Genomic DNA, 22,427 nt, shown 5'->3' with positions numbered 1-22,427 from the left:
AGGGCCTGACGCACAGATAGCCACTTCCACAATATTCCGGACACAGCCCCCACACACGTGCCAAGCTACGCCCACTGTTCCTGCCAGCCTCCCGGAGCAAAAATTGAGTAGTGACATGCACGTCTCCATCACACCGCGCGGTATGAGCGTCCAGGAGGCGTACCGCTTGTTCAGGGACGACGCTCTATTGGTCAACAGGCGGTACCAGCGAAAGCTAGTCTGGTCCGTAAGCGAGAAGCAGTTGCTGATCGACAGCATCCTGGATGGATACCCAATCCCTCTGATCTTGCTCGCAGAGCGGCCGGAAATTCACGGCAGCGGAAAGTACGAAATCATCGATGGAATGCAGAGACTCGACGCAATCTTCTCATTCATCGAGCAAAAGTACGACTACAACGGCATGCATTTCGATTTGGACCAGAGCGCGCGAGCCCGGCAGGCCGCAGATGCAGGGTCATTCGAGCCAGCCGAAACCCTATTTATACTCCCAGCAGAAAAGTGTGCAAACCTGCTCGACTATCAACTTGCGGTTACGATCTATCCCACGCAAACCGAGCAGCAAATTACCAATGTATTCAGTCGAATCAATTCGAACGGGCGGCAGCTTAGTGTCCAGGAGAAGCGACAGGCTGGAATGATCAACCCATTCTCAGAACTGGTCAGAACAGTAGCAAGCTCGCTTCGCGGCGACGTCTCCGACGACGTTCTGCTCCTACACAATATGCCCAGCATTTCTATCGATTCGGCCCGCGAGAAGCAACAATACGGCGTTAAGGCTGAAGATACCGTATGGATCCGCCACGGAATCCTTAACGTGAAACAGCTGCGCGAGGGCGACGACGAGCAGATGGTCGCTGATATTGCGGCATCGATCCTCCTTGGAAGCCCATTTCCAGCAAGCAAGGAAGAGTTTGACGACATATACGATGCAGAGAGCGAGAAGCATAAGCGAATCGAGCGCAACCTTGCCGCATACGGCGCACGCCGGCTAGAAGAAGAGATCCAGTCTGTCTTTTCCGTGCTGACAGAGGTCGCGGACCAACAGCTTCCTTCGCCGAATGGACTCAGGAACCTTGTCCGGCCCGGAACTGGCGGCAACCCGATTCGAACGCCTTTCTATGCAATCTTCATGTCATTTTTCGATCTGATCATCCGACAGCAGAAGTCTCCAGACGACTACGAATCAATTGTCTCTGCCCTGCGCGGCGTCAGCCCGCGGCTGAAGACTGCACGCCACTACACCTCGGCCGAGGATCGGGTATCCAACATTGATGCCGTCACCGGCCTGATTCAACGACACTTCGTTGCAAAGGTCCCCCCGGCATTCGGACACGGCCCTGGACTTGCGCTCGACTTTGAAAATTCTCTCCGCCGATCTCGCATCGAAACAAGCCGATACGAGTTCAAACAGGGCCTGCTGCGACTCGACAACAAGCGTGAATGGGACGAGTCGATTTTCAAGCGGCTGGCCGAGACGATCTGTGCGATTGCCAATGTGCAGCCAGGCGTCGAGGGCTATCTATTCATCGGCGTCGCAGACAAGGATGCTGACGCGACTCGAATCCAGTCACTAGACGGAGTAGAGCCCGTAAAGGTGGGCCAGCATCATGTCGTTGGAATCGAAAGGGAGGCGAAATCAAAGGGAATCCCCCTGGAAAGCTACACCCAGAAATTCGTCACCAAAATTTCGCAGCAACCAATCAGTGAGCCCTTGGCTACGCAGATTCTTTCCGGAATCGACATGATCGAATATAAGGGGCTGTCCGTGCTTCGGATGCTAATTCCAGGCCAGTCTGATGTATCTTACGTCGACGACCGGATTTTCACCCGCCGGGGCTCCTCTACGGAAGAGATTAAAGATCTCAAGCAAGTGGCGGCGCTAGTGAAGAGTTTCGGCTAGACCCCGCAGGCGGCGGAGCGGTTTTGGCCGGTGTCCTGCCCGGGCTGGGGTCGAGCATGATCGGGGGGCCGTAAGCTGCTGCGACTCGGTCAGGGCTTTTGGGCCTGACCGCAGTTTGGCCGAGTGGCCCCCCGGTCTTGCCCGACGCGGGTCCCTGGCCGGGGAGTGGGTAAAACCGCGGAGCCGCCCGCCCCAGCCACCCTGCTGCCCCTGTCCGGGCGGTCACGCCGGGACCGGGCGCCAGCCCGCACGCCCGCCGTCGGCCGCCCGGGGCGGGGCAGCGGCGCGCGCAGGGCGCGCGCCCTTGACCTAGTAGAGCGGAATTCGGTAGTGACTCCGGTACGGCTTCGAGGCTCGCGTACTACAGCGTGACGGTCGCAACGGCGGCGTCGTCGTGAGCCTTACCGCGGGGCCAGCGCTGGCCGTTGATGTCGCCGAGTTCGGCAGTGCGGACTTCCCGGATGAGCGCGGCCGGCCCGTGGTCGCGGATGAGCTTCAAGGCCTCGGGCCAGTCAGCGAGGTGGAAGCGGTCGACCAGTCGGGACGCTCCGTCGCTGAGCATGTGAAGCCAGTGACGTCGGCACGCGGGACGCTACCGGTGAGGGTTACGTACGCGGCGGCGGGGTCGGCGGTGGCCGCCCAGAAGCCGTCCTGCTGGTTGCGGTGGGCGCGCATGGCCTCGACGTAGCCACGGAGGGCGTCGGCGTGTTCGGGCGTGCCGGTGGGGACCGCGTCCATGGAGCCCCGGAGCGCGGCACCGACCTGGGCTTCGCGGTCGTCGGTGATGGCGGCCGGGCCGGCAGCGGGGTCGGTGTGTTCGAGGATCAGGGTGGAGTCGGCGAGCAGCAGGTATTCGAGATCCTGGCCGGTGAGGCGAACCGCGATGACAGTGGCGGACGGCGTACCGGGGTGGGTGAGGTCGCACTCGGGGTGCAGTGCCGCGGTGGTGGTGATGGCGTCCGCGAGGCAGTCGGTCAATGCGCGGTCCGGCTGGTTGGTCACGCTCGCAAGGAGGTTGACGCCGAGCCGGGTGACGAACCACGCCACGCCGTGGGAGCAGCCGCAGTCTAATCCGGGCGGGGTGCTGGCGCCGTCGAGCAGGACGACGGCGCTCGGGCTGGCCGCGACGAAGTCCTCATTGGGGCGGTCCTGGCGGGCGGGTTCGGTGGCGATCTCCAGATGCACCCGGCTCGCCTCACAAAACGGGGCCAGCACCCGGGAGCTCATGACCAGGATGGGCCACAGCAGCACCCTGGCGGCGCTGATCTACCAGCACATGACCAGCGACCGGGACCGGGCCATCGCCGACCGGATGGGCGAAGCGGTCCGCCAGGCGCTCGGCGGGGAACGGCCGGCACCGGGGGCATCGGGCACGCGAAGGATCGCGCGGGTCCAGTAAGAGCCAAGAAACGATCGAGGGCCGGTTCGGATGGGTCAGCCTCCGAACTGGCCCACCGTGTGGGCGGGCATAAACCGTTCGAACCGCCGAGTCCCGTCCCAGCCCCTCTCCGGTGGCCCAGATCCATGACGACAGCGAAGGACCGCACCAAGCATCGAAAATGAGCCCGTCTTTGTGTCGGGCCGTGGGAAGCTGAACGACCGCAAAGCTCGGGGAGGGGACGCATCAGTGGTCGAAGCGACATCTGGACAGCACGAGAGTGCGGTCGATCAATACGTGCTTGAACACAGCGAACCCTACTTCTTCAGCCGCTATGGGCGTGTGGAGTTCATCGTCTTCGAGCAGCACTTGGCATCTCTCGCCTGGCTGCACAGGAAGGTGGGAGAGGCCGTCGACCAGGAGACGACGGCGTTGTCGACCCTCCGAAAGAGCGGTGAGCACAGAGTCCCTGGTTGGGAAGCTGAGAGCGACATGGTGCTCGATGACTCCCTATCCGTCCTTGACACCGATACTAGGCAGATCGGCGCCGGGATCATCATCGTGTCGGCCGCTGCAGCCCTTGAAGCGCTGATGAACGAGATCCTGTGTGAACCTACGGACCGCCGGTTCCGCAAAGCTGGACTGGCCCGAAAGGCCGAAGTACTGGCCGAGCGTTGGCAGGGGGAAGGCGATCTGGCGGATTTCGCCGAGCACATCTCGTGGCTGAAGGTCCGGCGGAACGCATTTGCGCATCGCCTCATTGCTGACGATGACGACTCCAAGCAATGCTCGTGGATCTTCGACGACGACATGGCGGAGGAGGCCCTGGAACGGCTCGGTGTCATTGCGGAGACGTTGGAGGAGATCTGGGAGCAGCGGCTCAGGCCCCAGGGCTCAGATGCCACTCACGGCGACGCCGTGCAGCAGGCCCCGGTGAGCTAAGGCCCTCGCCGGAAGAATCTGGCACGGGGCTGGCACGGGGCGAGTAGGGGCGCGGAGACGATCAAGGGCCAGTTCGGGAGGATCAAGCCTCCGAACTGGCCCTTCGTGCTGGTGGGCGCGGACGGTTTCGAACCGCCGACATCTGCTTTGTAAGAGCAGCGCTCTACCACTGAGCTACGCGCCCCCTGCCGTGGCCCGACCGGGCGCACGACGAGAGCCTAGGGTACCTGGTCCCGGGAGGTGGTGGGGGACGGGCGCCCGGTGAGGGGCGGGGCCGTGCGGCGGGCGGGGTGGGAGGGGGTGCCGGGCCGGCGGGGTGATCGGGGAGAATGGGGGCCGGATCAGCGGGTCGGAGCAGGGAGCGCGCAGTGACGGTGGCCGGCGGGAGCGGGCGGGGGCGGCGTCGGGCGGGAGCGGCACTGGCCGACGCGTTGGTGGTGCCGGTGGCGCTGGCGGGTGCGCTGGCCGCGGTCGGGCTGGCCTCCGCCGGAACCGGCGGCTGGTGGGGCCGGCGCGGCGGCGGCGAGGGCGGACGGGCGCAGGCCCGGGAGGCCCGGGCGGCGGCCCAGGAGGCGTTCTACGAGCTGGAGGAGACCCAGCGCGAGGTGCAGCTCGCGGTGGAGACCGTCCGCGCGGCCGAGGAGGGCCCGACGGCGCAGCGCGCGCTGGCCGACCTGGCGGCGATCTCCGGCCGGGTCGAGCAGGTCACCGTGAACTACCTCGCCGCGCTCGACGCCCACAACCTGGACAGCGAGACCCTGGACGCCGGCACGGCCGCGCAGGCCAGGCGCCGGCTGGAGGACGTGAAGAGCCAGCTCGGCTCGGCCCGCGCGGAGCTGAACGACTTCCTGCGCCGCCTGCAGCCGACCGTCGAGCACGCCGAGCAGCAGCTGATGCGGGTCACCCCGGCGGTCGAGCAGGCCAAGCGCGCGCTGCTCGCGGCCACCACCGCGCTGGACGGGGCGCGCGGCGCCGGCCTGCGGGCGGACGACCTGGCGGCCCGGCTCGCCGAACTGGCGCCCGAGCTCGGCCGGCTGAACGAGGGCCCGGCCCGGCACGGGGTCGCGGACACCCTGCGGCGCGCGGAGGACGTGAAGCAGCGCGCCGAGGCGATCGCCGCCGACGCCGGACAACTGCCGGAGCGGGCGCGGGAGATCGACCGGCGGGTGGCGAGCCTGCGGACCCGCATCCAGGCGCTGGAGACCAAGGCCGAGACGGTCGAGCCCGCCCTGAGCGAGCTGCGCCGCCGGTTCAGCACCGCCTGCTGGCAGGACCTCCAGCGGGTGCCGGACCAGGTCGCGGAGGCCGGGCGGGCCGCCGAGCGCAAGCTCGCCGAGGCCGCCCGGGCCCGGGACGAGCAGCGCTGGGCCGACGCCACCGCCGCGATCGGGACGGTCCGCGCGCTGCTGGAGACCGCCGACGGCTCGGTGCTCGCGGCGAACGACCGGCTGCGGCAGCTGAACGAGGTGCAGCACGACCCCAACCGGGAGATCGAGCGCGCCCGCTTCGCCATCCGGGACGCGCAGCGGCTGGCGATGGCCGGGCGCAGCGCGCCGGACCCGCGGCACGCCGCCCCACTGGACGAGGCGGTGGCCCGGCTGGACCGCGCCGTGGCCACGCTGGAGGCGGCCGGCCGGCACCCCGACTACTGGCACTTCCTGACCGAGCTCGCGGCGGTGCGGGACACGGCGGCACGGGTGATCGAGCTGATCCGCGGGGACCTCGGCGGCCACCGGTAGCACCGGGAGCGCCAAGGCATCGGTAGCACCGAAGCACCCGGAAGCCCTGGAAGCACCCGAAGCGGGCTGCCGGCGGGGACCCCGCTCGGTACCCTGCCGGTATGCCTCGCTACGACTTCCGCTGCCGCTCCTGCGGCGCCACCTTCGAGCTCCGCCGCCCGATGGCCCAGGCCAACGACCCCGCCGTCTGCCCGCAGGGCCACCAGGACACCGTGAAGCTGCTGTCCACCGTCGCCGTCACAGGCGGCGCGGCCGCCGCCCCGCAGGCCCCCGCCGGGGGCGGGGGCGGTTGCTGCGGCGGCGGCTGCTGCGGCTGACCCACCCGCAGCCGAACCCGGACCCGAACCCGGACCCGGGGGTCAGCCCCCGACCGGCAGGGCCGACGCCCCCGCCAGGAACCGCCGGACGATCTCCTCCCCCGCCGTCACCCCCACCTCCGTCAGGGCGGTGACGCCGGGGGCCGTCCAGCCGCTGTCCGCGAGTTCGCCGTGCCCCGGGCGCCAGCCCGCGTCCGCCGCGAGCAGCAGGTCGGCGTCGAGCAGCGAGTCCCCGGCCGCCAGCACGGTGTCCGCGCCGCGGCGCCGGACGACCTCGGCCAGCGCGGCGCTCTTGGTGAGCGGCGCGGGCACCGCGTACACCTTGCGGCCCTGCAGGGAGACCGTCCAGCCGCGCTCGGCGCACCAGCCGGTCAGCTCCGCCAGCCAGCCCTCCGGCAGCGCGGCGCGCTCGACCACCAGGTAGGCGAACAGCTCGTCGGCGACCCGCCGCTTGTGCGTCCACTCCGGGTCGGCGCACAGGGCGAGCCGCCGGACGACCTCCTCCAGCGGGGCCGAGCCGGCGGCTATCCGCGCGGTGATCTCGGCCCGCCAGTCACCGTCCGGCACGCCGTCCACCAGCAGCTGCCCGCCGTTGGCGCAGATCGCGTACGCGGGGACCCAGTCCGGCGTCGGGCCGGGCAGGTTGACCCGCCCGTACTGCTCCGGCGTGCGGGTGGTGGCCGGCACGAAGCAGGCCTCCCGGGCGAGTTCGGCGAGCAGCCCGGCGGCCCGCTCGGTCATGAAGGACAGCGGCCGCCCCTGGTACACCTCGACGCAGAGCAGCCTCGGCGCCAGCCGGTCGGGCCCGGCCAGGGCCATGGCCCGCTCGGAGTAGATCAGCGTCCGGTCGAGGTCGCTGGCCACCAGGACACCCATCAGGATTCCCTCCCCGTCGTCTCGGTCACGGTGCCCCCGTCGGCCACCGCGCGCCCGTCTCCCCCGGTCGCCCCGCGGCTGTAGCGGGGGTGGATCAGGCCGACGCAGGTGTACGGCAGGCCGTCCACCTCCTCGACCTCGACGCCGCGCTGGGCGGCGAGCAGCCGGACGTGGTCGAGGTCCGCCCCGGCGCCGCGCCGGGCGAGGATCCGCCAGGGGACGCGGCGCAGCAGCACCCGGGTGGTCTCGCCGACACCGGGCTTGACCAGGTTGACGTTGTCGATGCCGTACTCGGCGCTGATCCGCTCGACGGCGGCCCAGCCGGCCCGGTCGGGCTCCCGGTGCGGGTCGGCGGCGAGCCGGTCGGCGCCCTCGACCGCCGCGGCGCGGACCTCGCCGAAGCGGGCGGCCACCGCGTCCAGGAAGAGCGCCGAGACGTCGTTCCCGGCCAGCTCGGCGTAGTGCTTGGCGCCGTGGAAGTCGTCCGGCCCGATCAGCCCGGCGCGCAGCACGGTGCGCGAAACCAGCCCGGAGACCGTGGAGTTGAGGCAGGCGGACGGGATCAGGAAGTCGTCCCTGGTGCCGTACGTCCGCACGCAGCGGCCCGGGTCGGCGAGCACCGCGAGGTCCGGGTCGAAGCCGGTGCCGGCCAGCGCGTCGGCCAGTTCGCGGGTGATCGCGCCCTTGCCCGTCCAGCCGTCCACGAACACCACGTCCTGCGCCCGGTGGTGGGCCGCCAGGTACCGCAGCGCGACCGGGTCGATGCCGCGGCCGCGCACGATCGAGACCGCGTAGTGCGGCACCGACAGGCCGTGGGCGAAGGCCAGCCAGCGGCGGACCAGGATGCCGACGGGCGTGCCGGCCCGGGCCAGCGAGGCCAGCACCAGCCCGGGGCCGCGCTCGCGCAGCAGCGTCTCGGCGACGGTGCCGACGGCGAGCGCGATCCGGCCGGCGGAGCCGCGCAGCGCCTGGTGGAACAGCTCCTGGTACTCGGGGCTGGGCTGGTACTCGACCGGCAGCGACTCGGCGTAGTGGGCGCCGCCGTTCTGGACGGCCTCCTCGCGCTCCTCGGTGGGGGCTTCGAGCGCGACCCCGGAGAGGTCCTTGAGCAGCCAGGCCACCTCCTCGGCGGGGTACGAGGAGAACGCCGGCCCGTACAGGGGCGCGGGCAACTCCGAAGAACCGGGCAGCTTCGAAGACCCGGGCGCCGACAGGGGCGCGGGCAGCGACGAGGGCGCGGCGAGCGGAGCGGGCACGACGGGCACCGGCCGGTGCGAGGGCAGCACGGCGAGCACCACCCGGTCGGTCACCCGCCGCAGCTGGCCGAGCAGCGCGTGCTCGCCCTCGTGCAGCGCCGGGGTGTCGGCCACGTCGTCCACCACCAGCACCACGGCGTCGAAGCGCCGCGCCGGGTCGCTTCCGGGGGCGACGTTGTACGCGTAGCGCTCGGACGAGCCGCCGTCCCGCGGGTCGTCATGGGCGGGGAAGGCGAGCCGGGTGCGGATGGCGTAGCCGGGGTCGTCCACCGCCAGGACGGGCGAGCGGGTGGTGGTGGAGAACCGGACGCGGTCGCCGCCGAGCCGCTCGGCGAGGGCGTCGGCCAGGCGCAGCGGCGCGTACATCAGCTCCTCGAAGCCGAGTACCAGCACCCGCCGCGCGCCGGCGGGCAGGGCCTCGGCGAGCTGCCCGGCCAGCCGGGGCAGTGCGGCGTCCAGCCGGGCGCGGTCGCGGGCGGTGAAGCCGTGCCGGCCGCCGTCCGGGAGCCCGGCGGGCCAGTCCAGTTCGACCCGGTCCAGCGGTGCGGGGCCGGCCGACGGCGGCTCCCCGGCCGGGGGCGCCGTGGTCGGCGCCGCCTCGGCGATCAGCCGCTCGGCCCGGGCCACGACGTCCTCCGGCAGCTCGACGCCGCCGCTCGCGGTGGCCACCAGGTCCAGCCGGACGCCGAGTTCGGCGGCGGCCTCATCGAGCCGGCGCCGGTCGGCCGCGGAGCGCAGGTCCACCAGGGCGACCACCACGTAGTGCCCGCGCGGGTGGCGGGCGTGCAGGTCGCGGATGGTGTTGAGCACCGTCCGTCCGGTCGAGAACTCGTCGTCCACCAGCACCAGCGGCCCGTCGCCGGCGAGGAGTCCGGGGTCGGCGGGGAGCAGCAGGTGCGAGGTGGCGTGCGAGTGCTCCTCCTCGAAGCCGCCGACCGGGTCCAGGCCGGGCACCGGCCGGCGGGTGGAGTGCAGGTAGGGGGCGTCCAGGCCGTCGGCGACGCTGTGGCCCAGGCCGGTGGCCGTCTCCGCGTAGCCGAGTACGACGGCCCGTGCGGCCGCCTCCGCGCCGAGCAGGTCGCGGACCCGGCGGCCGAGTTCGAGCCCGGCGCCGTGGACCACCGAGGGCCGCTGCGGCACATGCTTGCCGAGCACGGTGGAGACCAGCAGGTGGGCGCGCTTGGGGTTCCCCGAGCGCAGCGCCAGGCCGACGAGTTCGGGGAGGCGCTCGGAGCCGGTCAGGGCGATCCCGGCCCGGTCGGCGACCCAACGGCCGGTCCACGTCTGCGGTGTTGCTGTCACTGCTGGTCCTGCCTTCGGTGGTGCGATGGTGCGTTCGTCGGTGCGTTCGTGGCCGGCGTTCACGGGTGCGTTCGTCATGTCCGTCGGTGTGTCCGTCGTGTCCGTCCGGGCGCCGTCAGCCGCACAGGCAGGCCGACAGCAGTTCGGCGAAGCTCACGTCCTCCCGGGCCACCCCGAACACCTCCGCCCGCAGCAGCACCCGCTCCGCCCAGGCCCGGTGCGGCCGGGCCTCGTTCATCTTGTTGGTGTACGCCGAGCGCAGTACCCCGCCGCCGTCCTGCTCCTGCCGGAGGATGTCGCGGGCGTCGCAGTACTCCTCGTGCGTGACCACGGAGAGGGCGTGCACGGCCGGTACGTGGCTGGGGTGGATGCAGGTCTTGCCGAGCAGGCCGTTCGCCCGGTCGAGTTCGACCTCCCGGATCAGCCCGTCCAGGTCGTGTTCGATGATCCGCCGGCGGACCTCCTCGCCGGAGGCCCGGAGCACCCCGGCCGCGGCGGGGACGGAGGCCCCGGCGAACGGGGTCCGGCGCAGCTGCGGCTTGAACATCCGCTCCTGCACCGGGAAGTACTCCCAGACCGGTCCGGTGACGGTGTACCCGGTGCCGTCCGCCCGGCCGAGCACGTTGACCACGTCCCCGATCACCGAGGCGACCAGCGCCACGTCGTACGCGGTGAGGTCGGGCGAGCGCCGCAGGCCGTACGCGGAGCAGAGGTCGGTGACCCCGAGCCGGACGGCGAGCACCCGTTCGCGGTGGGCGGCGAGCAGCTCGGCGATGCCGAACAGCTGCTCCCGCCTGGTCTCCAGGTGGGCGAGTTCGGGCGACTCCAGGACGGGCATGGCGAACAGCCGCAGCCCGGTCGCGGCCTCGGCGGCGGACAGCGCGGCCAGGTACCCGCCGCCGTTCGCCGGGGTGAACTTCGGCAGCACGAAGCCGCTGAGCAGTTCGACGGCCGGGCCGAGACGCTCGGCCAGGTCGAGGATCTGGGCGGCGCTGCGGACCCTGATGAAGAGCAGGGGGTGGCTCTGTGCACAGTCGGTGAAGTCCTTGACCAGGTCATTCAACTGCTCGACCAGGTTCCGTTCACCCGCGTCCACCTCGTGATCGGCGATCGCGTCCTCCAGGCAGAGCACCATCGACACCACGCCCCGACCAGCGAGTTTGCGGATGTCGGCGGCCAGGGCGGGCCTGGTGGCCGGACTGTAGAGGGTGCCGCCGAGGGCGGTGGCGATCACCTCCGGCCCGCTCCGCGCGCTGAACGGGCGCGGCTGTTCCAGGAAGAGCCGGCCGCGTACGTCCTCGGCGAGGTGGCCGAAATGGCGCAAGGTGCTCTCCTCCAGGAAGTGGACCGGCCCCCGGCCCGTTGCCGACGACACCCTGGTCAACCGGCCGACCGGGCGCCAAGGTTCCCGGGCACGCCGCCGCCGGACGCCCCTCCGCCGAACCCCCGGAGACCTTTCGACCGCCCATCGTACGGACGGGATCCGGCCGGTCCCGGTTCCCCGGCACTGAACTCCCGGAACATCCCGGTCCACTTGGACGATCATGGGCGCATCGAGGCCCCATCCCGGAAACGACGGCGGCAAACCTCGGAAAGCGCAAGTCTTGGCAAAGTCCGACTCCGCGCGGACCGGTCCGGTCACGTTGTCCGAAGGGGTGGCGAACAGGCAGGATGGTCGGCTATGACGCACGTGATGGCCAAGGGCGCCAACATCGCACTGCCGGCGGCGGCGGTCCGCGCCGTGCTGCGCTGGAGCGCCACGCCCGGTGCGCCGGACGTAGACGCGTCCGCGCTGCTGCTCGGCGCCTCCGGAAAGGTCCGCTCGGACGCCGACTTCGTCTTCTACAACCAGCCCCGCCACCCCTCCGGCCTGGTCCGCCACCTGCCCAAGCAGCAGACCTCCGGCGGCGCCGAGATCATCGACACGGTCGAGGTCGAACTGGGCAAGCTGCCCGCCGAGGTGGACCGCGTGGTGCTGGCCGGCTCCTCCGAGGGCGGGCCGTTCCGCGCCGTGCCGGGGCTGCGCCTACTGCTCTTCGACGCCACGGCCGGCGAGGGCGTCCCCGCACTCGCCGAGTTCGCGATCGACGACGCCGAGAACGTCACCGCCCTGGTCGCGGGCGAGCTGTACCGCCGGTCCGGGGCCTGGAAGTTCCGGGCGATCGGCCAGGGCTACACCTCCGGGCTGATCGGCCTCGCCACCGACTTCGGCATCACCGTGGACGACGAGGCGGAGGCCGACCAGGCCCCCGGCGCCACCCCCGCCCCGTCCGGCGCGTCCGGCGCGTTCGACCCGCGCAGCACCCCGCTGCCGGACCCGCGCTCGACCACCCCCGAGCCGGGCACCTTCACCCTGGCCCCGGCCGTCCCGCAGTCACCGCCCACCCCGGCCCCGGCCACCGCACCGGCCCCGGCCACCGCCGCGAACGCCTCGCCCGCGCCGGCGACCCCGCCGCCGCCCACCGCCCCGCCGACCGTGCCCCCGCCGCCCACCGCTCCCCCGAGCAACCGACCCGGCACCGGCTACGGCTACCCCCAGCAGCCCGGCACGGGGTACGGCTACCCCCAGCAGCAGCCCGCACCGCCGCAGCAGCCCACCGGCGGCTACGGCTACCCGCAACCGGGCACCGGCCAGCAGCCCTACCAGCAGCAGCCGGGCGGTTACGGCTACCCCCAGCAGAACCAGCCCGCGCCGCCGCAGCAGCGCCCCGCCGGCTACGGCTACCCGCAGCCCGGCACCGGCCAGCAGCCGCCCGTCCCGCCGCAGCCGCCGGCGGCCCAGCCCCCGGCGCCCACCGGCGAGGAGTTCGCGCTGCCCCCGCAGGGCCCGCAGTTCCAGCCCCGCTGACACCCCCGGCGGGGCCGCCGGACGACCCCGGCCCCGCCGCGCGCACCGCGCGCCGCCGTGGAACCGCCGCCCGCACCGCCCTCCGCCGTGGAACCGCCGCGCCCGCCGGCGTCAGTCGCCCTTGTACCCGCGCTGCCACTGCATCCCGAACCCGTACAGCCGGTCGATGTCCGCCTGGAACCCGTTGACGTACCGCACCTCGCGCCGCACCGTCAGCTGGTTGTCCCCCGCGTTCTCGATCAGCACCACCGCACAGGAGCGCGCCGCCCGGGCCCGCTCCTCCAGCTTGATCTCGATCCGCGGCCCGGTCTGCGGCACGATCGTGACCACCGCGTGCGACTGCTCGAAGGCCGGCGTGCCGTCGTAGATGTAGACGAAGATCAGCAGCCGCTTGAACTTGTCCTTCTTCTCCAGGTTGACGTACATCGTCTCGCCGGACGGCGCCCCGTACTGGTCGTCGCCGCTGAGCTTGATGTACGGCGCGTTCTGGAGGTCGCCGAAGAGCCCGCCGAGCGGCTGCACCACGCCGGTGCTCCCGTCGGAGAGCTCGTACATGCAGGCCAGGTCGAGGTCGACGTTCATCGGCTCGCTGTTCTGCGGCGAGTCCGGGTCCTGCGGCCGCAGGATCCGCGGGCTGAAGAACCGCTTGACGGACTCCCGGGCGCTCGGCCGGCGGGAGCCCCCGGCGCTCATCGTCCAGTGCAGGTTGACGTAGAGGTAGCCGGTGGTGGCGGCCGACCCGGTGATCGCGTGCTGCGGAGTCGACTTGGTGAGTATGACCTTGTGCTGACCGCCGGGGTTGTCGAAGGTGTAGCTCTTGTCCCCGCGCAGGTACTCCCAGATCGAGACCATGCCGTCCTCTCCCCCTGCTCCCGCCAGGCGTTCTGACGGTCCGCCGACCAATGATCGGGCATCGGCCCGGCCGTCGGATACCCCGTCCACCCCTCCCCTATCCAACCGGCGGGTCGATTGGCAGGAGGAAGCCGCCCTCCCGTAACATGCCGCCCCTTCGGACGCGATATCGTCTAGCCGCACAGGCGTCCCGTCCGCCCCTGCGCGGGTGCGGCGGGCATGCCGTGCGGCGACGAACCGACCGTCAGGCGGTGCCCGTACAGCGGGCCCTGACCACCTGTGTCGCGCTGTGATCCTGTCCCCTGCGGAAACCCGAGGCCCGACCCGCAATGAACCTGACCTCCATACAGCTGGTCTGGACCGTCATCGGCGGCGCAGCCCTGCTGTTCGTCGCCGTCCTGCTGGCGACGCTGCGTTTCAAGAGCTCGAAGAAGGACGAGTCCGGCGACTCCTGGGAGCGCAGCGAGGAGCGCCGCCGGCGCAAGGAGATGATCTACGGCATCTCCTCGTACACGCTGCTGTTCTGCTGCGCCGGCGTCGCCGCGGCCCTCTCCTTCCACGGCCTGGTCGGCTTCGGCAAGGAGAACCTGGGCCTGTCCGGCGGCTGGGAGTACCTCGTCCCGTTCGGTCTGGACGGCGCCGCGATGTTCTGCTCGGTGCTCGCCGTCCGCGAGGCCAGCCACGGTGACGCCGCGCTCGGCTCGCGCCTGCTGGTCTGGGTGTTCGCGATCGCCTCGGCCTGGTTCAACTGGGTGCACGCCCCGCGCGGCGTGTCGCACGACGGCGCCCCGCAGTTCTTCTCCGGCATGTCGATCTCGGCGGCGATCCTGTTCGACCGCGCGCTGAAGCAGACCCGCAAGGCCGCGCTGCGCGAGCAGGGCCTGGTGCCGCGCCCGCTGCCGCAGATCCGCATCGTCCGCTGGCTGCGCGCCCCGCGCGAGACCTACGCGGCCTGGTCGCTGATGCTGCTGGAGAACGTCCGCAGCCTGGACGAGGCGGTCGAGGAGGTGCGCGAGGAGCGCCAGGCGAAGCTGGACGCCAAGGCCCGCGCCCGCACCGCCGACCGCCGCGAGCGGGCCGAGCTGAAGGCCATCTCGCGCCAGGGCGGCATGCTCGCCCGGGGCCGCGGCGGCCGCCAGGTTCCCGCCCTCACGGCTGCCGGAGACGGCCCGAGCGCTACGGAGCCTGCCCTAGCCGCGGAAACCGACGCCACCACCTCGACCTCCCCGGCCTCGTCGTACGCGGACCCGCACCGGTCCGCCGACTCCTTCGAACCGGCCGCCCTGGACGCCGGCCGCCGGCCGCGCGCCGCCGTCGGCTCCTCGTACGCGTCCTCCTCGTACGCGTCCTCCGGCACCGGGTCGTCCCGCAGCGACTCGACCATCGACCTGACGGCCGACGACGACACCCTGTCGATGCCGAAGCTGGACTCGCTGGAGCGCAAGCTGCGCGCGATCGAGCAGCAGCTCGGCTGACCGGGCGTCCCCCGGGGACAACCAGGAAGCACGGGAAAGGCCGCCCCCGGGAGACCCCGGGGGCGGCCTTTCCGCTGTCCTGCGGACCGCGTGGGCGGCTACTTGCCGCTGCCCACCAGCTCCGGTTCCTCGTCCTCGCCGGCGCCCTCGCGCCGGTTGCGCAGGATCGACGAGCCGAGTGCCAGTCCGATGAAGGCGACGCCGATCAGGCCGGTGACGATCTCCGGGATGTGGAACTTGATGCCGACCAGCAGGATCGCCGCCAGCGCGCCGATCGCGTAGTGCGCGCCGTGCTCCAGGTAGACGTAGTCGTCCAGGGTGCCCTTGCGGACCAGGAAGACGGTCAGCGAGCGGATGTACATCGCGCCGATGCCGAGGCCCAGGGTGATCTGGAAGATGTCGCTGGAGATGGCGAACGCGCCGACCACGCCGTCGAAGGAGAACGAGGCGTCCAGGACCTCCAGGTAGAGGAAGAGGAAGAACGCGGCCTTGCCGCCGACCTGCATGATCGACTTGCCGGACTTCTCCGCCTCCTCCTCCCGCTCCTCCTCGGCCTCCAGGCCGGACTCGAAGATCGAGGAGAGGCCGTTGACCGCGAGGTAGGTCACCAGGCCGAGGACGCCGGCGAGCAGAACGGTTTCCGCGTGCTCCCCGGCGAAGAAGTTGGAGGCCAGCAGCAGGGCGACCAGGGCGACGACGGTGGAGAAGGCCTCCAGCTTGCCGACCTTCTCCAGCGGGCGCTCGATCCAGGACAGCCAGTTGTAGTCCTTCTCCCCGAGGATGAAGTCGAGGAAGATCATCAGCAGGAAGACGCCGCCGAAGGCCGCGATGGCCGGGTTGGCCGCCTCCAGGTACTGGCCGTAGGTGAGGCCGTCGTGGGTCTTGTCGGAGTGCAGCGCCAGGTCGATGACCGTCGTGGGGTTGAGCTTCGCGGTGAGGCCGACGACCAGCAGCGGGAAGACCAGGCGCATGCCGAAGACCGCGATGAGCACACCGACGGTCAGGAAGATCTTCTGCCAGTACGGGTTCATCCGCTTCAACACCGTGGCGTTGACCACCGCGTTGTCGAACGACAGGGAGATCTCCAGGATGGAGAGGATCAGCACGATGCCGAAGCCTTGGGCTCCCCAGAGCAGTCCGGCCGCGACCAGGCCGATGGCGGTGATCGCGAGCGACCAGCCGAATGTGCGGAGGAACACGGGAGTTGGCTACCTTTCGGGTTTTGGCCGTGCCGGGGTCGGCCTCGTACCCGAGACGCCCTGACCGGGCCGGGCCCGGTCAGGCCACCCCCGCACTGCCCTCTGTTCTCATGATCGGGTCGGGTGCGATAAGTCCGATTTCCGCCCTTACTGTACGTTCACGCCGAAGTCGAGCGCGATGCCACGCAGGCCGGAGGCGTACCCCTGGCCCACTGCGCGGAACTTCCACTCGCCCGCGTAGCGGTACAGCTCGCCGAAGATCATCGCGGTCTCGCTGGACGCGTCCTCGGACAGGTCGTACCGGGCGATCTCCTGGCCGTCGACCGAGTTGACGACCCGGATGTAGGCGTTGCGGACCTGACCGAAGTTCTGGAGCCGCGCCTCGGCCTCGTAGATCGAGACCGCGAAGATCACCTTGTCGGCCTGCACCGGGACGAGGTCCAGGTTGACCTCGACCACCTCGTCGTCACCCGTGTCGTCGCCGCCGGTGAGGTTGTCGCCCTGGTGCTCCACCGAGCCCTCGGGGCTCTTGAGGTTGTTGTAGAAGACGAAGTACTCGTCACCGAGCACTCGCCCGCCACCGCAGATCAGGGCGCTCGCGTCGAGGTCGAACGGGGCGCCCGTGGTTGAACGGGCGGACCAGCCGAGGCCGATCCGAACCTGCGTCAGGTTCGGCGCGGCCTTGGTGAGCGAGACGTTGCCACCCTTGGCAAGCGTGACCACCATGACGTTCTTCCTCCCTTGCTTCTCCCGGGGCGCCATCCAGGTGTAGTCCCCCGCGGCCCCGGCCGACCGGCTTTGGTCGGCTGAACTTCCTGAACTCACATCCTCGCAGCGCCGCGGACCAGCACGGCACCGGGTCGGACGAAGCCGGGGCGGCCCCGGACCACGGAGGTCCGGGGCCGCCCCGGGAGAACGGCGCGCAGCCCGCGCCGCAGGGCGCCGGCGACGGCTCAGACGTTGACGCCGAAGTCCTGCGCGATGCCGCGCAGGCCGGAGGCGTAGCCCTGGCCGATGGCGCGGAACTTCCACTCGCTGCCGTTGCGGTACAGCTCGCCGAAGACCATCGCGGTCTCGGTGGAGGCGTCCTCGGAGAGGTCGTAGCGGGCCAGCTCCGAGTTGTCGGCCTGGTTCACCACGCGGATGAACGCGTTGCGCACCTGGCCGAAGTTCTGGCTGCGGGTCTCGGCGTCGTAGATCGACACCGGGAAGACGATCTTCTCCACGTCCGCCGGGACGCCGGCCAGGTTGACCTTGATCGCCTCGTCGTCGCCCTCGCCCTCGCCGGTCAGGTTGTCACCGGTGTGCTCGACCGAGCCGTCCGGGCTCTTCAGGTTGTTGAAGAACACGAAGTTGCCGTCCGAGGCGACCTTGCCCTGGGCGTTGCACAGCAGGGCGCTGGCGTCCAGGTCGAAGTCCGCACCGGTGGTGGTCCGGACGTCCCAGCCCAGGCCGACGACCACGGCCGTGAGGCCGGGTGCCTCCTTGGTGAGCGAGACGTTGCCGCCCTTGCTGAGGCTGACTCCCACTAGTCCTCCAAGAATCGGGAGGCACGTCCAGTGGTGCCCCCGGTGGTGCGGTCCGGGGCGGCGGGAGGCCGATCGGCCCCCGCGTCCCACCCCGCCAACGGCCCGAGCGTAGTACGGGGTTCCCGCCCGCACCCCTGATCAGGCCGGACACGGCCCCACGGCACCCGGCCGGCGGGCGCCGAAGGGGCCCGGCGGGCGCGCCCGGGACGCGTCCGGGGCCCCCGGCGGGGCCTCAGAGCGCCGCGAGCACCTTCAGGTACTCCTGCTCGTCCCGGGCGTCCGGGAGGCCGTTGACGACGCTCCAGCGCACCGCGCCGGCGGTGTCGACCACGAAGGTGCCGCGCAGCGGGCAGCCCCGCTCCTCGTCGAGTACGCCGTACGCGCGGGCGACCTCGCCGTGCGGCCAGAAGTCGGCCAGCAGCGGGAACTCCAGGCCCTCCCGGTCGGCGAAGACCCGCTGGGAGAACTGGGAGTCGCAGGAGAGCCCGAGCACCTGCACGGTGTCGTTCTGCAGGCCCGCCAGCTCCCGCTGGATCGCGCCCAGCTCGCCGGTGCAGACGCCGGTGAAGGCGAACGGGTAGAAGACCAGGACGACGTTCTTCCGGCCGCGGAAGTCGGAGAGCCGGACGGACTCGCCGTGCTGGTTGCGGAGCTCGAAGTCCGGAGCCTGGGTGCCGACCTCGATGGCCATGAACGGGACCTTTCTGACGCGAGCGCGCCGCGCGGCGGGCGCGGCAGGCCACATCCTCGCATTCGTTTACGGCCGTTCCGCCGAACGGATGAGGCGGGCGGCCGCGGCCCGCCGCGTTCGCCGTCCGCGAACGGACCGGTCCGGGGCGCCGGCCGGACCCCTCGCGGGCGGCGGGCATGCAGCGGGCCCCGCCGGAGGGGGTTCCTCCGGCGGGGCCCGGTGCGGGGACTTCAGAGCCCGCTCAGCGCTTTCCGCCGCTCTGCTTCGCCGTGGACTTGGTCGCGAGCCGGGTGGCCGCCCAGTCCTTGACGATGTTGATCGAGCTGGTCTGGGAGAGACCGGCGGTCTTGGCCGAGTCGTTGATGTCGGACGCCTCGATGTGGCCGTCCCGCCCGGTCTTGGGCGTCATCAGCCAGATGAGGCCGCCCTCCGCCAGGTACTCCAGCGCGTCGACGAGGGCGTCGGTGAGGTCCCCGTCGTCGTCGCGGTGCCACAGCAGGACGGCGTCGGCGACGTCGTCGTAGTCCTCGTCGACGAGATCCGTCCCGGTGAGCTCCTCGATGCCTTCGCGGAGGTCCTGGTCAGTGTCTTCGTCGTACCCCAGCTCCTGGATGATCTGGCCCTCTTCGAAGCCGAGACGGGTCGCCGGGTTGGACTTGTCCGCGGGGTCCGCGGTCGCGCTCACGGGAATAACCTCCAGTATTCGGCTCGGCATCCATGCCGAGGCTGTGGCCGTAGTCCACACGGGCGCGGCGGTTCGCGCAAGTACCCGACCCCCGATCCCCTCCAAAGGTTGACGTGTCGCACCGGAACACGCCGTGGGACGTGTCGGGAATCACACCGATTTGCCCTTTTCTGCATGGTCCGAGGATGCTTCGGGTGGTCCCGGCCCACAGGCCGTACGTGTGCCCGAGATGCGAACGGCATTCGGGGTCCGCGCGTGCGCGGGCGTAGAGTCTCCTGTTGGCCCTCACCCCGGCCGCCCGCCATCGGGCGGACGGGACACCAGGTCGGACCACCTCTTTTCGTAACACCCGGGGGTGTGCGGAGCGGACGGAGACGCCCGCACCGCGCACCACCAGACCGGACCGCCCACCGGGCGCGACGGTTACCGATCGGTAGAGATGACGGATCTCCGAGCGCGGTAGCACGATGGAGGCGGCGCGACACACCTCAGTTTCGACCGACAGTGAAGGAACAGCGTGGCTTCCGGATCCGATCGCAACCCGATCATCATTGGCGGCCTTCCGAGTCAGGTCCCGGACTTCGATCCCGAGGAGACCGCGGAATGGCTGGAGTCGCTCGATGCGGCCATCGACGAGCGGGGGCGTGAGCGTGCCCGTTACCTGATGCTGCGGCTGATCGAGCGCGCCCGCGAGAAGCGTGTCGCCGTGCCCGAGATGCGCAGCACGGACTACGTCAACACCATCGCGACCAAGGACGAGCCGTTCTTCCCCGGCAACGAGGAGATCGAGCGGAAGATCCTCAACGCGACCCGGTGGAACGCGGCCGTCATGGTCTCCCGGGCGCAGCGCCCCGGCATCGGCGTCGGTGGCCACATCGCCACCTTCGCCTCCTCCGCGTCGCTCTACGACGTCGGCTTCAACTACTTCTTCCGCGGCAAGGACGCCGAGGGCGAGTCGGGCGACCAGATCTTCTTCCAGGGTCACGCCTCCCCCGGCATCTACGCCCGCGCCTTCCTGCTGGACCGGCTCACCGAGCAGCAGCTCGACGCCTTCCGCCAGGAGAAGTCGAAGGCCCCGTACGGCCTCTCCAGCTACCCGCACCCGCGGCTGATGCCGGACTTCTGGGAGTTCCCGACCGTCTCGATGGGCCTCGGCCCGCTCGGCGCGATCTACCAGGCGCGGATGAACCGCTACCTGGAGCACCGCGGCATCAAGGACACCTCGGACTCGCAGGTCTACGCCTTCCTCGGCGACGGCGAGATGGACGAGCCCGAGTCGCTCGGCCAGCTCTCGCTGGCCGCCCGCGAGGGCCTGGACAACCTGACCTTCGTGGTCAACTGCAACCTGCAGCGCCTGGACGGCCCGGTCCGCGGCAACGGCAAGATCATCCAGGAGCTGGAGTCCCAGTTCCGGGGCGCCGGCTGGAACGTGATCAAGCTGGTCTGGGACCGCTCCTGGGACCCGCTGCTCGCGCAGGACCGCGACGGCGTCCTGGTCAACAAGCTGAACACCACGGTGGACGGCCAGTTCCAGACCTACGCCACCGAGACCGGCCAGTACATCCGCGAGCACTTCTTCGGCGGCGACCTGCGCCTGCGCGCCATGGTCGAGAACATGACCGACCAGCAGATCCAGCACCTGGGTCGCGGCGGCCACGACCACAAGAAGATCTACGCGGCGTTCAAGGCGGCCCGCGAGCACAAGGGCCAGCCGACGGTCATCCTGGCGCAGACGGTCAAGGGCTGGACGCTGGGCCCCAACTTCGAGGGCCGCAACGCCACCCACCAGATGAAGAAGCTGACGGTCGAGGACCTGAAGCGCTTCCGCGACCGGCTGCACCTGCCGATCACCGACAAGCAGCTGGACGAGGGCTACCCGCCCTACTACCACCCGGGCCGCGACTCGGAGGAGATCCAGTACATGCACGACCGCCGGGAGGAGCTCGGCGGCTACGTGCCGACCCGCAAGGTCCGCCCGCGGAAGCTGGAGCTGCCCGGCGACGACGCCTACAAGGCGGTCAAGAAGGGCTCCGGCAACCAGACCATCGCCACCACCATGGCGTTCGTCCGGGTGCTCAAGGACCTCATGCGGGACAAGGGCATCGGCAACCGCTTCGTGCCGATCGCGCCGGACGAGTACCGCACCTTCGGCATGGACTCGCTCTTCCCCTCGGCGAAGATCTACAACCCGCTCGGCCAGACCTACGAGTCGGTCGACCGGGACCTGCTCCTCGCCTACAAGGAGTCGCCGACCGGCCAGATGCTGCACGACGGCATCTCCGAGGCCGGCTGCACCGCCTCGCTGATCGCCGCCGGCTCGTCCTACGCCACCCACGGCGAGCCGCTGATCCCGGTGTACGTCTTCTACTCGATGTTCGGGTTCCAGCGCACCGGCGACCAGTTCTGGCAGATGGCCGACCAGCTGGCCCGCGGCTTCGTGATCGGCGCCACCGCCGGCCGCACCACGCTGACCGGTGAGGGCCTGCAGCACGCCGACGGCCACTCGCACCTGCTGGCCTCGACCAACCCCGGCGTCGTCGCGTACGACCCGGCGTACGGCTTCGAGATCGCGCACATCGTCCAGGACGGTCTGCGGCGGATGTACGGCTCCAGCGCCGAGCACCCGCACGGCGAGGACGTGTTCTACTACATGACCGTCTACAACGAGCCGATCAAGATGCCGGCCGAGCCGGAGAACGTGGACGTCGAGGGCATCCTCAAGGGTCTGCACAGGTACGCGCCGGGCACCGCGGGCCAGATCCCGGCCCAGATCCTCGCCTCCGGCGTGGCCGTGCCGTGGGCCCTGGAGGCCCAGCGCATCCTCGCCGAGGAGTGGAACGTCAAGGCCGACGTCTGGTCCGCGACCTCCTGGAACGAGCTGCGCCGCGACGCGGTGGAGGCCGAGGAGTTCAACCTGCTGCACCCCGAGGAGCAGCAGCGCGTGCCGTACGTCACCCAGAAGCTCCAGGGTGCCGAGGGCCCGGTCGTCGCGGTGTCCGACTGGATGCGCGCGGTGCCGGACCAGATCGCCCGCTGGGTGCCGGGTCAGTACCAGTCGCTGGGCGCCGACGGCTTCGGCTTCGCCGACACCCGTGGCGCGGCCCGTCGCTTCTTCCACATCGACGCGCAGTCGGTCGTCCTGGGTGTGCTCACCGAGCTCGCCAAGCAGGGCAAGATCGACCGCTCGGCCCTGAAGGACGCGATCGACCGCTACCAGCTGCTCGACGTGACCGCGGCCGACCCGGGCGCCGCCGGCGGCGACGCCTGACCGGCCGGTAGGCCCTGAGGCACCGAGGGGCCGGACCTCCCGCACGGGGGGTCCGGCCCTTCGCCGTCCGTCGTGTTCTTGACCCTCACACCGGTGTGAGGTCCTGGGCCTGTCGTCGAACTCCCGCCCTCCGGGCGGACGACGCGAGTTCGACGACAGGCCCTAAGCTC

Annotated in this window: 19 protein-coding genes and 1 tRNA gene; 8 read left to right on the top strand and 12 right to left on the bottom strand. The window is 70.7% G+C overall.

All coding sequences use genetic code 11. From position 1 onward, the window contains the following. The first annotated feature begins 115 nt into the window (after nt 1–115). Nucleotides 116–1,900 (top strand): GmrSD restriction endonuclease domain-containing protein, encoded by a 1,785-nt coding sequence (locus AMK13_RS01290; protein ID WP_241852704.1) that lies wholly within the window; start codon nt 116–118, stop codon nt 1,898–1,900. 361 nt (nt 1,901–2,261) lie between these two features. Here the strand turns inward: AMK13_RS01290 and AMK13_RS46255 are convergent, their stop codons facing one another. After that, nucleotides 2,262–2,399 (bottom strand): hypothetical protein, encoded by a 138-nt coding sequence (locus AMK13_RS46255; protein ID WP_338016240.1) that lies wholly within the window; start codon nt 2,397–2,399, stop codon nt 2,262–2,264. Further along, on the bottom strand, nt 2,396–3,127 hold the full coding sequence (locus AMK13_RS01285; protein WP_338016239.1) for an integrase: 732 nt from the start codon (nt 3,125–3,127) through the stop codon (nt 2,396–2,398). The genes AMK13_RS46255 and AMK13_RS01285 overlap by 4 nt, the downstream gene beginning before the upstream one ends. Here AMK13_RS01285 and AMK13_RS44420 point away from each other — a divergent pair. Beyond that, a complete protein-coding gene (locus tag AMK13_RS44420; RefSeq protein ID WP_074000782.1) occupies nt 3,126–3,299 on the top strand; it encodes an integrase in 174 nt (57 codons plus the stop codon). The two genes, AMK13_RS01285 and AMK13_RS44420, sit on opposite strands and share 2 nt — an antisense overlap. A gap of 228 nt (nt 3,300–3,527) precedes the next feature. Beyond that, a complete protein-coding gene (locus AMK13_RS01275) occupies nt 3,528–4,220 on the top strand; it encodes a hypothetical protein (RefSeq protein ID WP_074000781.1) in 693 nt (230 codons plus the stop codon). Nucleotides 4,221–4,329: 109 nt separating this feature from the next. Here AMK13_RS01275 and AMK13_RS01270 read toward each other — a convergent pair. Further along, nucleotides 4,330–4,404: transfer RNA gene (locus tag AMK13_RS01270), tRNA-Val, on the bottom strand. Nucleotides 4,405–4,549: 145 nt separating this feature from the next. On the opposite strand from AMK13_RS01270, the gene AMK13_RS01265 reads away from it, so the two are divergent. Together AMK13_RS01265 and AMK13_RS01260 are read left to right on the top strand one after the other, a co-directional pair. Continuing rightward, nucleotides 4,550–5,959 (top strand): hypothetical protein, encoded by a 1,410-nt coding sequence (locus tag AMK13_RS01265; RefSeq protein WP_079271736.1) that lies wholly within the window; start codon nt 4,550–4,552, stop codon nt 5,957–5,959. Nucleotides 5,960–6,060: 101 nt separating this feature from the next. Further along, a complete protein-coding gene (locus tag AMK13_RS01260; RefSeq protein WP_049659427.1) occupies nt 6,061–6,276 on the top strand; it encodes an FmdB family zinc ribbon protein in 216 nt (71 codons plus the stop codon). 42 nt (nt 6,277–6,318) lie between these two features. Here the strand turns inward: AMK13_RS01260 and AMK13_RS01255 are convergent, their stop codons facing one another. The 3 genes from AMK13_RS01255 to AMK13_RS01245 are packed head-to-tail and all read right to left on the bottom strand — an operon-like array spanning nt 6,319 to nt 11,034. Beyond that, on the bottom strand, nt 6,319–7,152 hold the full coding sequence (locus AMK13_RS01255; protein ID WP_074000779.1) for an HAD family hydrolase: 834 nt from the start codon (nt 7,150–7,152) through the stop codon (nt 6,319–6,321). After that, nucleotides 7,152–9,788: a phosphoribosyltransferase gene (locus AMK13_RS01250; protein WP_079271735.1), complete on the bottom strand. Its 2,637-nt coding sequence runs from the start codon at nt 9,786–9,788 to the stop codon at nt 7,152–7,154. Before AMK13_RS01250 ends, AMK13_RS01255 begins: the two co-directional genes overlap by 1 nt. Nucleotides 9,789–9,825: 37 nt before the next feature. Then, entirely contained in the window at nt 9,826–11,034 is a 1,209-nt protein-coding gene (locus tag AMK13_RS01245; RefSeq protein ID WP_074000777.1) for an HpcH/HpaI aldolase/citrate lyase family protein, read from the bottom strand. 357 nt (nt 11,035–11,391) lie between these two features. Here AMK13_RS01245 and AMK13_RS01240 point away from each other — a divergent pair, with 357 nt between their 5' ends. Further along, nucleotides 11,392–12,558 carry a TerD family protein gene (locus tag AMK13_RS01240; RefSeq protein WP_074000776.1) on the top strand — a complete coding sequence of 389 codons (1,167 nt, stop codon included), beginning with the start codon at nt 11,392–11,394 and terminating at the stop codon, nt 12,556–12,558. A gap of 111 nt (nt 12,559–12,669) precedes the next feature. On the opposite strand, the gene AMK13_RS01235 is transcribed toward AMK13_RS01240, so the two are convergent. Next, nucleotides 12,670–13,410, bottom strand: a complete 741-nt coding sequence (locus tag AMK13_RS01235; RefSeq protein ID WP_049652604.1) for a Tellurium resistance — start codon at nt 13,408–13,410, stop codon at nt 12,670–12,672. Between the two features lie 329 nt (nt 13,411–13,739). Between AMK13_RS01235 and AMK13_RS01230 the strand changes: the two genes are divergently transcribed. Beyond that, nucleotides 13,740–14,885: a DUF2637 domain-containing protein gene (locus tag AMK13_RS01230; protein ID WP_074000775.1), complete on the top strand. Its 1,146-nt coding sequence runs from the start codon at nt 13,740–13,742 to the stop codon at nt 14,883–14,885. 98 nt (nt 14,886–14,983) lie between these two features. Here AMK13_RS01230 and AMK13_RS01225 read toward each other — a convergent pair whose 3' ends face one another. The 5 genes from AMK13_RS01225 to AMK13_RS01205 all read right to left on the bottom strand — a co-directional run bounded on the left by AMK13_RS01225 (nt 14,984) and on the right by AMK13_RS01205 (nt 18,989). Further along, nucleotides 14,984–16,084, bottom strand: a complete 1,101-nt coding sequence (locus AMK13_RS01225; protein WP_049652607.1) for a DUF475 domain-containing protein — start codon at nt 16,082–16,084, stop codon at nt 14,984–14,986. 147 nt (nt 16,085–16,231) lie between these two features. Next, nucleotides 16,232–16,810, bottom strand: coding sequence for a TerD family protein (locus AMK13_RS01220; RefSeq protein ID WP_049652609.1), 579 nt, complete (start codon nt 16,808–16,810; stop codon nt 16,232–16,234). A 227-nt stretch (nt 16,811–17,037) separates the two neighbouring features. Beyond that, the gene (locus AMK13_RS01215; protein WP_074000774.1) at nt 17,038–17,613 is read right to left on the bottom strand and encodes a TerD family protein; all 576 of its coding nucleotides are present in this window, start codon (nt 17,611–17,613) and stop codon (nt 17,038–17,040) included. A 232-nt stretch (nt 17,614–17,845) separates the two neighbouring features. Continuing rightward, nucleotides 17,846–18,304, bottom strand: coding sequence for a peroxiredoxin (locus tag AMK13_RS01210; RefSeq protein WP_074000773.1), 459 nt, complete (start codon nt 18,302–18,304; stop codon nt 17,846–17,848). 241 nt (nt 18,305–18,545) lie between these two features. Continuing rightward, nucleotides 18,546–18,989, bottom strand: a complete 444-nt coding sequence (locus AMK13_RS01205) for a DUF3052 domain-containing protein (protein WP_049652614.1) — start codon at nt 18,987–18,989, stop codon at nt 18,546–18,548. Nucleotides 18,990–19,506: 517 nt separating this feature from the next. Here AMK13_RS01205 and aceE point away from each other — a divergent pair. Further along, complete coding sequence (gene aceE, locus AMK13_RS01200) at nt 19,507–22,257, top strand: pyruvate dehydrogenase (acetyl-transferring), homodimeric type (protein ID WP_074000772.1); 2,751 nt, start codon at nt 19,507–19,509, stop codon at nt 22,255–22,257. Nucleotides 22,258–22,427: the final 170 nt, after the last annotated feature.

Origin of the sequence: Streptomyces sp. CB02056 (assembly GCF_001905545.1) — a bacterium.
Taxonomy (GTDB): domain Bacteria; phylum Actinomycetota; class Actinomycetes; order Streptomycetales; family Streptomycetaceae; genus Kitasatospora.
The sequence above is the reverse complement of the archived record's forward strand: the minus strand, read 5'-3'. Positions and strand labels throughout refer to the sequence as shown.

Bases quoted from the DNA above. Each gene is read 5' to 3' on its own strand.
- AMK13_RS01290 (WP_241852704.1), top strand. From the start codon at position 116: ATGCACGTCTCCATCACACCGCGCGGTATGAGCGTCCAGGAGGCGTAC.
- AMK13_RS44420 (WP_074000782.1), top strand. From the start codon at position 3,126: ATGACCAGGATGGGCCACAGCAGCACCCTGGCGGCGCTGATCTACCAG.
- AMK13_RS01285 (WP_338016239.1), bottom strand. From the start codon at position 3,127: ATGAGCTCCCGGGTGCTGGCCCCGTTTTGTGAGGCGAGCCGGGTGCAT.
- AMK13_RS01265 (WP_079271736.1), top strand. From the start codon at position 4,550: ATGGGGGCCGGATCAGCGGGTCGGAGCAGGGAGCGCGCAGTGACGGTG.
- AMK13_RS01260 (WP_049659427.1), top strand. From the start codon at position 6,061: ATGCCTCGCTACGACTTCCGCTGCCGCTCCTGCGGCGCCACCTTCGAG.
- AMK13_RS01255 (WP_074000779.1), bottom strand. From the start codon at position 7,152: ATGGGTGTCCTGGTGGCCAGCGACCTCGACCGGACGCTGATCTACTCC.
- AMK13_RS01250 (WP_079271735.1), bottom strand. From the start codon at position 9,788: ATGACGAACGCACCCGTGAACGCCGGCCACGAACGCACCGACGAACGC.
- AMK13_RS01240 (WP_074000776.1), top strand. From the start codon at position 11,392: ATGACGCACGTGATGGCCAAGGGCGCCAACATCGCACTGCCGGCGGCG.
- AMK13_RS01235 (WP_049652604.1), bottom strand. From the start codon at position 13,410: ATGGTCTCGATCTGGGAGTACCTGCGCGGGGACAAGAGCTACACCTTC.
- AMK13_RS01230 (WP_074000775.1), top strand. From the start codon at position 13,740: ATGAACCTGACCTCCATACAGCTGGTCTGGACCGTCATCGGCGGCGCA.
- AMK13_RS01220 (WP_049652609.1), bottom strand. From the start codon at position 16,810: ATGGTGGTCACGCTTGCCAAGGGTGGCAACGTCTCGCTCACCAAGGCC.
- AMK13_RS01210 (WP_074000773.1), bottom strand. From the start codon at position 18,304: ATGGCCATCGAGGTCGGCACCCAGGCTCCGGACTTCGAGCTCCGCAAC.